Origin of the sequence: Cupriavidus alkaliphilus (genome assembly GCF_900094595.1) — a bacterium.
Classification (GTDB): domain Bacteria; phylum Pseudomonadota; class Gammaproteobacteria; order Burkholderiales; family Burkholderiaceae; genus Cupriavidus; species Cupriavidus alkaliphilus.
On the sequence record NZ_FMAD01000002.1, the window covers coordinates 138,844 to 153,026 of the forward strand.

At 66.5% G+C, this 14,183-nt stretch carries 15 protein-coding genes; 10 read left to right on the forward strand and 5 right to left on the reverse strand.

What is annotated here, in order from left to right; genetic code table 11:
• Positions 1-4: 4 nt before the first annotated feature.
• From GA0116996_RS04160 to GA0116996_RS04170, 3 genes are all read right to left on the reverse strand, one after another.
• Positions 5-649: a 4Fe-4S single cluster domain-containing protein gene (locus GA0116996_RS04160; RefSeq protein WP_092307568.1), complete on the reverse strand. Its 645-nt coding sequence runs from the start codon at positions 647-649 to the stop codon at positions 5-7.
• A 2-nt stretch (positions 650-651) separates the two neighbouring features.
• Positions 652-2,475: an AAA family ATPase gene (locus GA0116996_RS04165; protein ID WP_092307570.1), complete on the reverse strand. Its 1,824-nt coding sequence runs from the start codon at positions 2,473-2,475 to the stop codon at positions 652-654.
• 795 nt (positions 2,476-3,270) lie between these two features.
• Positions 3,271-4,443 (reverse strand): GGDEF domain-containing protein, encoded by a 1,173-nt coding sequence (locus GA0116996_RS04170; protein ID WP_092307572.1) that lies wholly within the window; start codon positions 4,441-4,443, stop codon positions 3,271-3,273.
• A 396-nt stretch (positions 4,444-4,839) separates the two neighbouring features.
• Here GA0116996_RS04170 and GA0116996_RS04175 point away from each other — a divergent pair, with 396 nt between their 5' ends.
• The gene (locus GA0116996_RS04175) at positions 4,840-5,178 is read left to right on the forward strand and encodes an RcnB family protein (RefSeq protein ID WP_092307574.1); all 339 of its coding nucleotides are present in this window, start codon (positions 4,840-4,842) and stop codon (positions 5,176-5,178) included.
• Positions 5,179-5,242: 64 nt separating this feature from the next.
• On the opposite strand, the gene GA0116996_RS04180 is transcribed toward GA0116996_RS04175, so the two are convergent.
• Complete coding sequence (locus GA0116996_RS04180) at positions 5,243-5,491, reverse strand: hypothetical protein (protein WP_092307576.1); 249 nt, start codon at positions 5,489-5,491, stop codon at positions 5,243-5,245.
• Between the two features lie 445 nt (positions 5,492-5,936).
• On the opposite strand from GA0116996_RS04180, the gene GA0116996_RS04185 reads away from it, so the two are divergent.
• The 4 genes from GA0116996_RS04185 to GA0116996_RS04200 all read left to right on the forward strand — a co-directional run bounded on the left by GA0116996_RS04185 (position 5,937) and on the right by GA0116996_RS04200 (position 9,584).
• Positions 5,937-6,929 carry a collagen-like domain-containing protein gene (locus tag GA0116996_RS04185; RefSeq protein WP_092307578.1) on the forward strand — a complete coding sequence of 331 codons (993 nt, stop codon included), beginning with the start codon at positions 5,937-5,939 and terminating at the stop codon, positions 6,927-6,929.
• A 216-nt stretch (positions 6,930-7,145) separates the two neighbouring features.
• Entirely contained in the window at positions 7,146-7,646 is a 501-nt protein-coding gene (locus GA0116996_RS04190; protein ID WP_092307591.1) for an ion channel, read from the forward strand.
• A gap of 96 nt (positions 7,647-7,742) precedes the next feature.
• Positions 7,743-9,188, forward strand: coding sequence for an HdeD family acid-resistance protein (locus tag GA0116996_RS04195; RefSeq protein WP_092307593.1), 1,446 nt, complete (start codon positions 7,743-7,745; stop codon positions 9,186-9,188).
• A gap of 48 nt (positions 9,189-9,236) precedes the next feature.
• Positions 9,237-9,584, forward strand: a complete 348-nt coding sequence (locus tag GA0116996_RS04200) for a hypothetical protein (protein ID WP_092307595.1) — start codon at positions 9,237-9,239, stop codon at positions 9,582-9,584.
• 50 nt (positions 9,585-9,634) lie between these two features.
• Here the strand turns inward: GA0116996_RS04200 and GA0116996_RS04205 are convergent, their stop codons facing one another.
• Positions 9,635-10,570: a MurR/RpiR family transcriptional regulator gene (locus GA0116996_RS04205; protein ID WP_092307597.1), complete on the reverse strand. Its 936-nt coding sequence runs from the start codon at positions 10,568-10,570 to the stop codon at positions 9,635-9,637.
• Positions 10,571-10,967: 397 nt separating this feature from the next.
• Between GA0116996_RS04205 and GA0116996_RS04210 the strand changes: the two genes are divergently transcribed.
• The 5 genes from GA0116996_RS04210 to GA0116996_RS04230 are packed head-to-tail and all read left to right on the forward strand — an operon-like array spanning position 10,968 to position 14,141.
• Complete coding sequence (locus GA0116996_RS04210) at positions 10,968-11,384, forward strand: type IV pilin protein (RefSeq protein WP_243419613.1); 417 nt, start codon at positions 10,968-10,970, stop codon at positions 11,382-11,384.
• 2 nt (positions 11,385-11,386) lie between these two features.
• On the forward strand, positions 11,387-11,881 hold the full coding sequence (locus GA0116996_RS04215) for a GspH/FimT family pseudopilin (RefSeq protein ID WP_092307600.1): 495 nt from the start codon (positions 11,387-11,389) through the stop codon (positions 11,879-11,881).
• Positions 11,878-12,498, forward strand: a complete 621-nt coding sequence (pilV, locus tag GA0116996_RS04220) for a type IV pilus modification protein PilV (RefSeq protein ID WP_092307602.1) — start codon at positions 11,878-11,880, stop codon at positions 12,496-12,498. The genes GA0116996_RS04215 and pilV overlap by 4 nt, the downstream gene beginning before the upstream one ends.
• On the forward strand, positions 12,495-13,550 hold the full coding sequence (locus GA0116996_RS04225) for a PilW family protein (protein WP_092307603.1): 1,056 nt from the start codon (positions 12,495-12,497) through the stop codon (positions 13,548-13,550). Before pilV ends, GA0116996_RS04225 begins: the two co-directional genes overlap by 4 nt.
• A 39-nt stretch (positions 13,551-13,589) precedes the next feature.
• Entirely contained in the window at positions 13,590-14,141 is a 552-nt protein-coding gene (locus GA0116996_RS04230; RefSeq protein ID WP_092307605.1) for a pilus assembly PilX family protein, read from the forward strand.
• Positions 14,142-14,183: the final 42 nt, after the last annotated feature.

Below are 14,183 nucleotides of genomic sequence, written 5' to 3' on the forward strand. Positions count from 1 at the left end.
TGTCTTATCGGCTTCGCGCCTTGTCGGCGCTGATCTGGACCAGATGACCCTCGTCGTTCAAAAGGCCTTGCAAGCGCAGAAAATCACCCCGACTGGGTATCCCAGCCAGCCAGACGCTTCCAGCTTCGTCAAACATGACATCCAGAGACTTGTCTCCTTCCGTCAGGAGGCGGTCGTACTGGGTAAATCTTTCGCGGCCCAAAGCCGTGAGCAGATGCATGCGCTGATTGTCGCTGCCGCGCAGAGGGCGGGTATGTGATGCATCCAGGTCAAACGGATCCGAAATCAAGACATCGATCAGAGTGGACGCTTTGGCAAGCGTTGGCGTCAGTGCCTCTATCGGATGTCCGCTGTAGACCAGGATATCGACGCTCGTCCGCTGGCGCAGGACCTCGAGCAGGGCGATCAGCGCATCTGGCTGCTCAAAAGGCTCGCCGCCGGAAATGGTGATGCCCTCCGCCTCCGGCAGCCACGCGGCAATGCGCGCCAGCAACCGTTCAAGCGTGGTCTTGCCGCGATTGCCGGCCCAGGTGTCAGCTGAGATACAGCCTGGGCAGCGAATGCCGCAGCCCTGGAACCAGATCCCCAGGCGTCGGCCCGGTCCAAGGCTCCTGATGGGGAAATGCACGCGCGACAGATACAGGTTCATGCCTACTGCCTTTGTAACTCGAGCTGCCCGGACGCCAGGCCGGTCAGAACAAAGTGGTCACCGGCCTTCGCATTCTGGTCAAAGAGTCCCCGTGCCAGGGGGTTGATGAGATGCGCTTCGATCTGGTTGCGAATGCCGCGACCGCCGTTCGAAAGGTCATGCAAGCAGCGCTTCCTGAGCGCGGCCAACGATTCGCTTTCCAGTTCGATCGTTATTCCCTCGCCGGCGATGTCATCGAGCACGGCACGCACCATTTGATCGAAGATTTCTTCACCGACATCATCGCGAATGAAATCGAAAACTATAATATTTTCACCAATGCGGTTAAGAATTTCCGGCCGGTTCAGGACCAACTTGAAGTGTCGCTGTATCTCGGTGAGAACCCTCTCCTGAATCGTCTCGAAGGCGTCGCCCGGCTGGACATTGGCAATGCGTTCTCCCGTATCGTCCTGTCGGTATATCCCCAGGTTGGATGTGAAAATGATCAGCGCTTCCGAAAAATAGACTCTGTCCCCCCGGCCTGAGGTGAGCACGCCGTCGTCAAGAATCTGTAGGAATTTGTCGAGGATGCGCGGATGTGCCTTCTCAACTTCGTCAAACAGCACGACGCTGAACGGCCTTTCCCGGATGGCGTTGGTGAGTTCGCCGCCGACGTCATACCCGACATACCCGGGCGGCGCGCCAATGAGCCGTTGATCGGCGTGCTCAGCGCTGAACTCAGACATGTCGAAGCGGATGTAGGCGCTTTCATCGCCGAACAAGAGACTGGTAACGGTCTTTGCAAGCTCAGTCTTACCCACGCCGGTTGGGCCGGCCAGAAAGGCAATCCCGCGGGGGCGGCTCCCCTTGCGCTGCGATCCCACGCCGGTCATGGCTCTCTTGACCAAGTCAAGCAAATGAGTGACAGCGTGTGCCTGCCCTTTCACCCGATTTCGAACGAACACTTCTGCGTTCCGAATCTTTTCCCGATCAATCTGCAGCCACGGGTCCTCCGTCACGCCGACCTTGTACCGACGCACCGCATCGGCAATCTTCCCGACAGGGACATTCTCAACGCGAGCGAGCGTTGCGATCGCGTTCATGTCAGCCAGCAGGAGTCCCTCGGAGCCATCGACGAATGCGACGTCGGCTTGCGCCAGGACATCAGGCGAGGCCTCCTGTGCGCCTGGCACGCCACGAAGGAGTACTTTAGACAAGGCGCGCCGGGACGCGCTGTCGGGCTTGGATACGGGAATGTGCCTCACCCTTGGATTGTCGATGAGGAGCCAGTCCGGCAGGTCTCCTTCCTTATCGACAACCCAGAGAATCGTATTGAAGAACGGGCGACGTTGCGCCCCCGCAGGACGAGGTTTGGCTTGATGTGCAAGCACCAGGGCGCGCGTGAACAGATTATGTTCGGAAGCGCTGAGCGTTTCAGGCCGAACGGTCAGCCGCGATGCAAAATCGACTACCAGCGCCACTGGCTCCCCGGCGAGGCTGACCAGCCGTTCGAAGGCTGCCGCCAGCATGTCTATCCCTCCAGGCGCGGCAGCATCAACGGGCGATAATCCGAGGCTGCGGAGCGTGTCCTCGGCTGGCACCACCAAACTGGTCCTGCCTTCGGCTACGGTAAATCCCGAAATCGGATCCCAAACGACCACCTGAGCGTATCCGGCTTCCCGGAGATTGTCGCAGAGCGCGGCGGTCAAGGGCTGCGCCGTCACGATGCCAGGAGCAACCTCGCAGGCTTGAAGGTCCCGGATATTGCCAGACAAGACGAATTGGCTCTTCAGGGGAAGAAAGCGCAGTAAATCGCGCATCCAGCGAGGCTTTACATAGGCCGACATGTCTCAGATATATTGGCTGAGCGAAGCAGAAACGTTACCACAGCCATAAATCGGTGAAAGGTCGAGGTCGGGGCGCCGGCAGACCCTACCGAAGTGGGATGGTCGAGGCCCCGCCGACAGGGAGTATGCCGCGAAGCCGCACTGAGGTGCCTTCTCGGAACCAGCGGGAAATGACGGAGCCGAAATACCGATGTGCGACTTTGGCCAGCATAATGGCTTCGGTGCGCGCAAGGTCTGAGGACATTCTTTGATGATACAGCGACAGCAAATCACGAGCTGCACAGCATCGGCAACACCGTTCTGAGGATCGATCTGGAGCCCAGTCAAGTGTGCATTATGAGCTTCGCTCACGCGATAGCTGTGGCTCAATTGATAGGTGAGGTTTGTCCAGGCCTGGGTCCTCACCGATGCTTCAGAGGTCAGGTCCTGAGAAGCTTTCCAGTATGTCGCCGGGCCTCGATGCATAGCGTTCGAGTACGCTCCTGAAAATCCACCCAAGTGTCGTCGCGGTGAGAATAGCCGGCAACAACAGCAAGCCCATTTGCCAAGTTGTATTGAGATGCGCGTCGTCCCGAAACTCGCTCTGCATGGCCCTCACCCGACTTGAGAACAGTCATTTTGCTTCTTTTTCTCTTAATGTAGTCAGGCATTAGTGGCAATTTGACAGCTGCACGTTCCGCTAACCGTTCTGAGCATCGCGATAGACGCGCGCCGGTATCGCCATGGAACCCCCGCGCTGCGGGGGTTCTGCTTTTTCGGGCGCGGGCGCGCCAGCGTGCCGCGCCAGACCGGGCCTCAGGCCAGCGCCGCCAGGCCGGCCTCGCGCTCCCACTCGACGCAATTGCGGCCGTTGTTCTTGGCCGCATACAGCACGTTGTCCGCGCGCATCAGCAGCGCTTCCAGGTCTTCTCCGGGCCGTAGCGTGGCCACGCCAAAGCTGGCGGTCACGTTGTGCATGCCTGGCAAGGCCTCCATGCTGGTCTGCGCCAGCGTCTCGCGCAGCCGCTCCGCCAGTTGCAGCGCCGCTTCGTGCGGCGTATCGGGCAACAGCACGACGAATTCCTCGCCGCCCAGGCGCGCGGCGATATCGCGGCGGCGGATGCCTGCGGCGATGACGCGGCCGACCTGCGTCAGCACCGCATCGCCGGCGCTGTGGCCGTAGTTGTCGTTGATGAACTTGAAGTAGTCCAGGTCGCACAGCAGCACGCTCAGCGCCTCGCCCGGGCGCGGCGGGATCTGGCGCGCCGCCAGCGCCTCGAGGCTGCGGCGCGTGTGCAGCTGGGTCAGCGGATCGGTATCGCGTTCATGGCGCAAGCCGTCGATCACGTCCTGCGCGGTGGCTGCCAGCAGTGCCAGCCCGAGCGCCAGCAGCAACAAGGCCAGCGTCGCCTGCAGCCATAGCCAGTACGTGGTGGGCGCCAGCACGGCGGCATCGTGCCCGGCGGCCGGCGCCAGCGCCAGCAGCGTGCGCGGCAGGAACTGGAGCGCGAACACCAGGTACACCCAGAACAGCACCCGGTCGACGGTGCGGCCGGTGCGCAGCCGGGCCAGCGGCGCGACCCCCGGCAGCAGGACCAGCGCGACCCCGACATTCAGGACGTAGATGCGCGCGACCAGGCTCGGATACACCAGGTCGAACCATGCCACCATGCCGAACAGGGCGAGCGGCAGCGCCACCGCCGCGCAGCGGTCAGGGCGCGCGCCGATCCGGGCCAGCATGCCGCGCAGCAGCAGCACGGCGCTGCCCAGGTAGAGCGCGCCGGTGACGGTGGCGGTCCCGCCGCCAGCGCGCGGCGGCCACAAGACCTGCAGGCCGATGGCCGCGGCGGCCAGCAGATAGCAGGCGCCCATCTGCAGCAGGTGGGGCCGCGCGCGCTCGTGGTGCCACGCAAACAGGAAGCTGAGAGCAAGCAGCAAGGCAATGGCGGGATTGACCAGTGCCAGGAATAGACCGGCATCATGCAACACGGAGAGTCCCCTGTCTTGATGTTCTCTGGCAGGGAATGAAGCCCGCGGTGCGAAGCGCGTCAAAGCGCGCAAGCCAGGGAACATGGAAAGCGGCATGCGCCCGCGCGTGCGCTGAGTCGCACCGTCGGACGGGCCTGCAGCGCGGCCTGCAGCAAATGAGCCGGGCGGCAACTGCTGGTAACAAATTGTTTCTGTGCGAGCATTCTAGACACGGGTGGCGCCTGAGGCGCCCCCCCGAATGGGGGCCGGACCGGCAAACAATTGTGAACACACGCGCCCGCGCTTGCCCAGGGCGCCGCGGCCGCCGGATGCCCGCTTGCCGGCATTTGTGACTAATCTGGTAGATGCTGTCGGATCCTCCGGCAGTTCGGTTTTCCCGTACGCAAGGAGATCACGATGAAGACCAAGAAAGCGATGCCAGTGTTGTTGCTGGCGGCAAGCGTGCTGGCGGCGCCGTTCGCGATGGCGCAGGGCGGTGCCAGGTCCAGCCCGATGACCGAATCCATGCCCGCGTCCGCGCCGATGGCGCAGAGCTCGCCCTATATGCAGGTGCAGCAGTGGAAGAAGGGCGACCGGCTGCCCACCGAGTTCCGCGACCGCCAGTATGTGATCGACGACTACAAGCAGTACAACCTGCCGGCGCCGCGCAAGGGTACGCGCTGGGTCGGGGTCGGCGCCGAGTATTACCTGGTGGCGCCCAACGGCGTGATCCAGCAGGTCGGGTCAGGCTCCTGAGGCCAGAAATTGAAAAACCGCCACGCCTGACGCGTGGCGGTTTTTTTGTGTCCGGCAGCGGCTGTCACATGCCCAGGATCTTTTTCGCCTCGAGCAGCGACTTCATCGATTCATCGTGCTTGCCGGCCTTGTGATAGGCCTCGCCGTCGGCGCGCAGCTTGGAGACCTTGGCGGCGTCCTCCGTCGAGAGCTTGGGGTTGGTCGACAGCTTGGCATCGATGGCCTTCATCTCGTTGGGACAGTTATGGGCGAATGCCATGCCGGACGCGCCGCACAGCACCATGGCCGTGGCGATGGAAAGGAACTTGTGCATGGTGGCCTCCACGCGGGACGGTTGGAGTCTTCAGCATAGTGCATGGCACTGCCATCGGCGGCAGGCCGGCCGGCGGCGCGGAACATACCCTCTCGAAGGGGTAAATGGCGCGGTTTTGTTTCTCGTTTGAACGCTGCCGCGCCGGCCTTTCACCGGCCCTGCGGTTCGCAATTCATCCGGTATTCAACCATTTGGCCGAAGCCGGCGCCGGGGCCCGCGAGGGCCATCCCCATGGTCGGGTCCCGCATTTTCACGGGCCTTTTTGCAGGCTGACTCAACTGCCGGGCATGGCAATGGCCAGGGCATTTTCCGTGTTCTGGCTGGCGCTTCAGGGCTGAAACAGCCCATGCCAATGCACGATTTATCGCAGTCGCCTCGCTTTCTAAATTGGAGCTACCCGGCATCGCACCGGGACTTCAATCCATGAAAACGGGGGGCTTCCACGATGCAACCGATCGACCTGAAACGCGCGGCGATTCCGCTCGCCTGCCTTGCCATCCTGCTCGGCGGATGCGGCGGCGGTGGCGATTCCACCAGCGCCGGAGCTGGCCCGGCCGCCAGCCTGCCTGGCCCCGCCGGCGCCGATGGCAAGACGATCCTGTCCGGTACCAATGCGCCCACCGCGGACATGGGGGGCGATGGCGATTTCTACCTCAATGTCTCGAACTCGACGCTGTACGGCCCGAAGGCCGGCGGCGAGTGGCCCGCGGGCGTGTCGCTGATCGGCCCGCAAGGCGTGGCCGGGGCGCCGGGCGCCACGCTGCTGCATGGCGCGGCCGATCCGACCGCGGCGGACGGCGCGGTGGGCAGCTTCTACCTGAACACCACCACCAGCACGCTGTTCGGGCCGAAGACGGCGGACGGGTGGCCGGCGGGGATCTCGGTGGTCGGCCTGACCGGCCCGGTCGGGCCCGCGGGCCCCGCAGGTGCCGATGGTGCGCCCGGCCCCGCCGGAGAGAAGGGCGAGCAGGGCGAGCAAGGCGAGAAGGGAGACCAGGGCGAGCCCGGCACGGCCGCCACCGTCTACACCGCCAACTTCGCCGTCACGGCGCCGCCGGGTGGCGTCGGCACCTATGTCATGACCGGTACCGGGCTGACGCTGCAGAGCAGCGATCCATACTTCGGCGCAGTGATGCCGGTGGCCTGCGAGGGCGGCTTCACCCTGACCGCGATCCTGGCGGGACAGGTGCCGGCCAAGGCGTCGTACACCGTCACGGCGCACCGTGTCGCCAGCGGCACGGCGCTGGACCAGGTCGACGTGCTGCCCATCACCGACGCGTCGCAATGTGTGCTCGACAACAGCGAGCGCACCTGCTCGACCCCGGCGACCACACCGGTGGCCGCCAACGACGTGGTCCAGGTCCAGGTCAGCGGCAACAACACCTTCAACTGGGGCGGCGGGCTGTATGTGAACCTGTCGTGCAAGTCCGGTAACTGAACCACGGCGCCGCGTCGCGCCTAGCAAAACAGCGGCCGCCAGGCCGCCTCCTCACCCTCTGCCAGGGCGGCCGGCGCACGACGCGCGCGGGCCACGTAGCGCGTCCTGGTTTTCCCCCACGCCTTCCGGTGTTATTTTTGGAGGGCGTCATTTTTTTGCCCGGCCCGATCCGTACCATCCCGATTGCACTGACGTCATACGGGAGCGCCCCCGCGCATGGAAACCTCCGCCGAACATTATTCGCTGGCCCTGCTGTGCGCCGCCGTGCTGACCGTGACGGTGGTCGGCATCCATTACGAGGCGCTGCGCCTGCTGTCCGCGATGCACCCGCGGCGCTGGAGCGGGCGCATGAATATCGGCGTGCTGATCGTCTGCATCATCCTGGTCCATTGCCTCGAGGCGATGGTGTTCGCCGCGGGCTTCTGGTTTGCCGACCGCGTGCTGGGGCTGGGCGGACTGGCCGGGGTGGCGGTGCCCGGGGTCGGGGCCGCGCGCGCGCAGCCGGACGCGCTGCTCTACGCCTACTTCGCGCTGGAAACCTTTACCACCCAGAGCCTGGGCGATATCGTGCCGGTGGGCGCCAGCCGCCTGATCGCCAGTATCGAGCCGCTGGTCGGCCTGATCCTGATCGGCTGGTCCACCTCGTTCACCTATGTCATGATGCGCCGCGACTGGGAACTGGAGCGCGACGAAGGCGGCGAGCATCGCCGGGGCTAGTGTCTGTCGGTATCGTTCCACCTTCCTCTGCGCATTGCGTCTGCGCTCAAGCCACGGGCCGCGGCCGGGGCCAACAACAAAAGGGGATAAGCGGACATGGCAAGACTGGTAATGATCCTGCTGGGCGTCGACTACCTGCGCACGCGCTGGCGCGGCCTGCTGTGGCTGGGCTGTGTGAGCGTGCTGCTGGGCGTGGTGGCGTTCGTCGATGCGCTGGACAACGCCATCTACTTCCCGATGACGCCGCTGGCGGTGGTGCTGCTGCTCGAAGGGCTGGCCACGCTGGTGGTGGCGCGCAGCGGCATCGGCGGGCAGCGCACGCTGCGCCAGGTCAAGGGCTTGTCGTTCTGCCTTGCCGCGTTGCTGATCCTGGCGGGCCACCATCACGGCCATTTCGTGCTGTCGATGATCTTCGCCACGCTGTTCCTGGCCGACGGGCTGCTGCAGATCGTGTCGGCGCGGGTGGTGCGCTTCCGCACCTGGCGCCTGGCGATGGCCGTGGGCGTGTTCGAGATCCTGGTCGCGATCTTCTTCTATCAGCCGTACCCGACCCACTATGTCGGCACCGTGCCGTATTGCCTTGGCCTGGGGCTGATCTTCGGCGGCTGGAACCTGTTGCTGCTGGCCTCGCGTTTGCGCCGGTTGGACCATAACCCCGGCATGGACCAGGCCGATGCGGTGCCGGCCGAGACCGCGCAGACGCTGCACACGGCCAGCGACGCGCCCGACCTGACGCTGTGGGACGGCCCACCCGAGCCCGGCGAGCATGCGCTGGTGGTGCACGTCTGGACCCCGGTCGGCTCCGCCCGAGGCGAGGCGCGCCGGCAGCCGCTGGTGGACCGCTATATCGCCGCGGTCGACCGCGACGGCGTGATCTCCACCGGCCATGCCGCGCTGGAATCGCCCGAGGGCATCTACATCAGCCTGTATCCGGCCGAAGAGATCGACCGCTCGCCCGATGATTTCACCCGCATCCTGCGCGCCACCCGCGAGAACGACGTGCCGGGCAAGTTCCAGCCGGATTACCAGACCGAGGCGCGCGCCTGGTGCCCGTCGACGGTACAGGTGCGCATCCGCAACTACGACCCCGAGCGCCTGCGCCGCTTCTGGGACGCGTACCGGCAGGACACCACCTACAACCTGACTTACCGCAATTGCTCCAGCACGGTCTCGCACGCGCTCGAAGCGGCGCTGGAAGGCGCATCGGCCCGGGTCTGGCGCCAGGCCCGCGGCTGGCGGCCGCTGTGGCGCCTGCTCACCACGCCCGAGCTATGGGTGGCGGCGCAGATCCGCAAGCGCGCCAAGACCATGGCCTGGACCCCGGGCCTGACGCTGGATTACGCCCGCGCGCTCAGCATGCTGGCCGATCCGCGGCCGTCCGGGTGGGCCAGCATGACGCGCATGGCGCTGGGACAGATGCGGCGGCAGCGCCAGGACTGGCGTGAGGCGGCGCAGCGCGCCGAAGCCGGGGAGGACCAGCAGGCTGGTCATGTCGCCAGTGCCGCAAATGCCGGTAGTGCCAGGCCGCGCGGGAACGATTAAGCTCGCGGTACGTGCCTGAAACCGTCGAGCCAGAGGAGACATCGCATCATGCCAAGACGCCAGCGAATCCTGACCCGCATTGCCGCCGTCGCCGCCCTGGCGGTGGCGTGCGGCGCGCATGCGCAGAGGCAGGACCAGGGCGGTGCCGCCGCCGCCATCAATGAAGCCGTGCAGCAAGGCACCACCCCTTACCGGCCCGACCCTTCGGCGACGCCGGCCAGCATCCGGTCGGACGAGTGCCGCGCGCTGGCCGAGCAGATCGCGCAGGCGCCCAAGCGCGAGTACCGCGCCACTGAGCCGGCCATCGAGACCGCCCAGGGCCGCAAGTTGCCGGAGCTGGAACGGGACCGGCCGAAGAAGTCGCTGCAGCAGGCGTACCGGGAGAAGTGCACGTAGTAGGCCGCCCGGCCGCGCATTTCGACCAGGCCTGGCGCCGCTGCGCGCGCTCAGCCGTGCCCGGGGGTGACGTAGGCGCCGGTGCGGTGCAATTCGCCCTCGGCCTGCTCCAGCGCGCGGATGGCACCCTTGCCCTTGCGCGCCAGCAGTTGCTCGACCAGCGCCTCGACCACGGCCACGCCGGCCGTGATCGACGGAAAGAACGACGGGCTTTCGACCGAGAACAGCAGCGTGCAGTCCGCGGCCAGCGCGATTGGCGCGACCGTGCTGTCGGTCAGCGCGATCACCTTGCAGCCGCACTCGCGCGCGGCCTCGGCCACGCGGATGCTTTCCTGTGAGTACGGCGCGAAGCTGACCACCACCACCGCATCCTTGGGCGCCAGGCCGCGCAGTTCCATTTCGAGCGTGCCGGCATCGGCGCGGATCAAATGCACGGTGCTGCGGAACAGCCGGTAGACATAGTGGAAGGTAAAGGCGATCGGGAAGCATGCGCGGAAGCCCGCCACATGCACGCAGGCGGCGTGCGACAGCAGCTCGGCGGCTTGCGGCAGGGTCTTCTCGTTGCTGGCGGCGATCCGGTCCAGGTTGTGGTGCTGCGCCTCGAGCATCTCGCCCAGCATGCGGCTGGCGCTGCTTTCGCGCACCACCTTGCGCGCGCGCCGCGCATACGGCTGGGCGCCGCCGCGCAGCGCATCGACAAACAGCTCGCGCATGGCCTGCCAGCCCTCGAAGCCCAGGTGCTGCGACAGCCGCACCAGGGTGGCTGGCTGCACCCCGGCGCTGGCCGCGATCTTGCGCATCGACAGCACCGGCACGTCCTGCGGATGGTCGAGCAGGTAGCGGGCACCGCCCTGGAACTGCGTGCTGAGGGTGGGAAAGCCGCGGCGCAGCAGTTCCAGCAATGCCTCCAGGTCATGGGGCGGCGCTGGCGAAGATGGCGGCGCTGGTGTCCCGGGCCGGGAAGAGGCGGGGGGATCGGACGACATGGGTGCTCCGGCTTCAAGGATGTAACGATTGTTGCACAGGTGCGGCCGCCTGCGCACCGCGTCGGGCGAGGCGGGCGGATTAACGTCCGCGCGGACCGGAATCTTTACCCCTGATGACACCGGGCCACACCACTGTCACTTCGCTACAACGCCGGTCCATCCGCATCGTATTTTCCTTACCCGCTTAACAGATCGTGACTTACACTCCGCGCCATAACCTCCGGAATTCGGTCGTCCGGAACATAATGAGCAGCGGAGCGCGAGCATGGGACACAGAAGCCCGGCAGTGCGACACGGTGGGAGGGTCAACCCGCCGTTTCGGGTCATATTCAGGGTCATCCCGGGGGTCGGATCCTACGCAGGAATCCGGCCTGACGGGACTCAGGGGGCTGCCGGCATGTCATGCCGGGGCAGGCCGCCGCATGGCTTCACGCTGATCGAAGTGATGATCACCGTGGCGGTCATCGCCATTCTTGCCGCCGTCGCCATTCCCAACTACAGCCGTTATGTCGTGCGCTCGAACCGCGCGGCGATCGAGTCCTTCATGCTGGAGGTCTCGAGCGCGCAGGAGCGCTTCCTGGTAGACAACCGCGCCTATGCCGCCAGCCTCGGCGCGCTCGGCATGTCGGTGCCCGCCGGGCTGGCCACGCGCTACGACGTCACGGTGACACCGGCCGCGGCGCCGCCGCCGCGCTACAGCATCGTCGCCACGCCCAGGGGCAGCCAGCTCAGCGACACCGATTGCGGCACGCTGACGCTGACCAGCGCCGGCGCCAAATCCGCGTCGGGCGCAGGCACCGACTGCTGGAACTGACCATGCCGCCCAGCCTTTCGCGCGCGAATGATCGCCGGCGGCCCGCGCGCCGCGGCTTTACGCTGATCGAGTTGCTGTGCGCGTTGTCGGTGCTGGCAATCCTGGCGGTCGCGGCGGCGCCTTCCTTTGCCACGCTGATCGCCGGCCAGCGCGTGCGCAGCGCCTCGCTCGACCTGGCTTCGGCGCTGGTGCTGGCGCGCAGCGAAGCGGTCAAGCGCAATGCCACGGTTTCGCTGGCACCGGCCGGCGCCGCCTGGACGGCAGGGTGGACCGTGAGCGCGGGCGCCGAGACGGTACGTTCGTTCGGGCCCTATGGCGGGCTGACCATCACGCCCAGTGCGGACGGCGGCCTGGCAGTTGGCAACGACGGCCGGCTGACCGGCGCGGCGATGACCTTCGAGTTCGCGCCCGGCGGCGAGACCTCGGCCACCACGCGCGTATGCGTGCAGGTCAGCGAGACCGGCCGCATCGCCTCCACCACCGGAGCCTGCACATGACGCGCATCATTAAATCGCGGCGGCGCCTGCCGGCGCGCCGCGCGCAGGCAGGCTTCCTGCTGATCGAAGTGCTGGTGGCGGTAGTGATACTGCTGGTCGCGCTGCTGGGTACCGCCGGACTGGTGGCGCGCTCGGGCCAGACCGAGATGGAGTCCTACCAGCGCGTGCAGGCGCTCGCGCTGCTGCAGGACATGGCCGCGCGCCTGAACGCCAACCGCCAGGTGGCAGCGTGCTATGCCAACGGCGCTGCCGGCATGCAGCTGGGCAGCGCGGCCGCGCCGCCGGCCGCATGCACGCAGGGCAGCGCCGCGCAGAACGCCACCGCCAACGCCGACCTGCAGGCCTGGAACGCGGCCTTGCTCGGCAGCGCCGAGATGCGTCCGGGCGCCAGCGCGGTCGATCCCGCGCAAGCGGTGGGCGCGATGATCGGCGCGCGCGGCTGCATCGAGACCGTCGACGCGGTCAACCAGGTCTACCGCATCACCGTGGCGTGGCAGGGCCTGGCCATCACGGCCGCGCCGGCGCTCGGGTGCGGCAAGGACCAGTACGGCAACGATGCCTATCGCCGCGCGGTCAGCACCCAGATCCGCATCGGCACCCTCGGGACCGTGTCATGACCGCGCCGCGTTTCCCTGTGCCTTCATCCCGCGCCACGCGCCTGCGCCGCCAGCGCGGCATCTCGCTGATCGAGCTGATGATCGGCATCACCATCGGTCTGGTGCTGCTGACCGCGCTGGCCAGCCTGTATTACGCCAACAGCCTGTCGCGCACGGAGTTCGCCAGATCGGCCGAACAGGTGGAAAACGGACGGTACGCGCTGGAGCAGATCCGGCGCGAGGTGGAGCTGGCGGGGTTCTTCGGGGTGGGCAGCATTGCGCGCGGCGCGACCCTTGCGGGTCCGGCGCTGTGTGCGACCGATCCAGCGGCATTGGGATTCGTTGCGGGCACCACCGTGCCGCTGGCGCTTGCCGGCTATGCCCCGGGCGTGGTGGCGCCGTGCCTGCCCGATATGTCGGCCAATTCGGAAGTGCTGGTGGTACGGCGCGTGTCGACCACCCCCGTGGCTGCGCCGGTGCCCGGCGTGCCCTACCTGCAGGTCTCCGCCTGTCCCGAGGACAGTGTGTCTTTCGTTTTCGACGCCAGCGCGGCCGCGGCTTTCCCGCTGCTCACCAAGGCTTGCGATCCCGGCATCCGCGCGGAACTGCGCCAGGCCGTGGTGCGCGTCTTCTACCTTGCCGGCTGCGACCGCTGCACCAACGGCGGCGACGGCATTCCCACCCTCAAGATGGCTGAGCTGATCAATGGCGCATTCCAGGCGCGCTCCGTGGCGCAGGGCGTGCAGGATATGCACATCCGCTACGGCATGGATCTCGACAGCAATGGTTCCGCCGACTGCTATGTGGAAGACCCGGGCGCCAACAACGCCGCCGCCTGTGCGGTCGTGCCGGGCTACGACTGGACCAATGCGCTCGCCAACTGGGGCAACGTCACAACCGTGCGTGTCGACGTGCTGGCCCGCACGCTGCGGCCTTCCGGCGGCCAGGCGGACAACCGCACCTACGACCTGGGGCGCGCGCTGGCGAGCGGCCCCTTCAACGACGGCTACAAGCGCCATGTCTACGCCCAGGTGGCGCGCGTGGTCAACGTCGCCGGGCTGCGCGAGCAATAGGCCGAAGGCCGTCATCACCCGATATCGTCAAGGCATGCAATGAAAAGGTCATCCGGCACGGCGCCGCGCCGCAGGCAAACCGGGGTCACGCTGGTCGTGACGCTGGTGTTCATGGTGTTGTTCTTGCTGATCGCCGTGGCGATGGTCAACTCCGGACTGATCAACGTCAAGGTTGCGGCCAACCAGCAAAACGCGATGGAGGCACGCGACGTTGCGCAGCAGGCCATTGAACAGGTGATCTCGGACGACTTCACCAAGGCACCGGCGGCGCTCAGCGTGCCGGTGGACGTCAGCGCCGATGGCAAGGCCGACTACGTCGCCCAGGTGGCCAAGCCGGAGTGCGTAGCCAGCAAGCCAATGAAGAACGTCGAGCTGGACCTGGCCGATCCCGACGACGTGTCCTGCTTCGTCGGCAGCAACGTGCAGAACACTGGCATCGTCACGGCCGGCAACAACGCCGGCAATTCGCTGTGCAATGCCACCCAGTGGGACGTTGCCGCCACGGTGAATGACGCCGCCGGCACGGGTGCCGCGGCGACCGTCCACCAGGGGGTGGCGGTACGGATGCCGACCGGCTCGGCATGCCCGTGATGTCGACGCCGCAGCGCCACCCTTTCACCATGCCCAGCACGG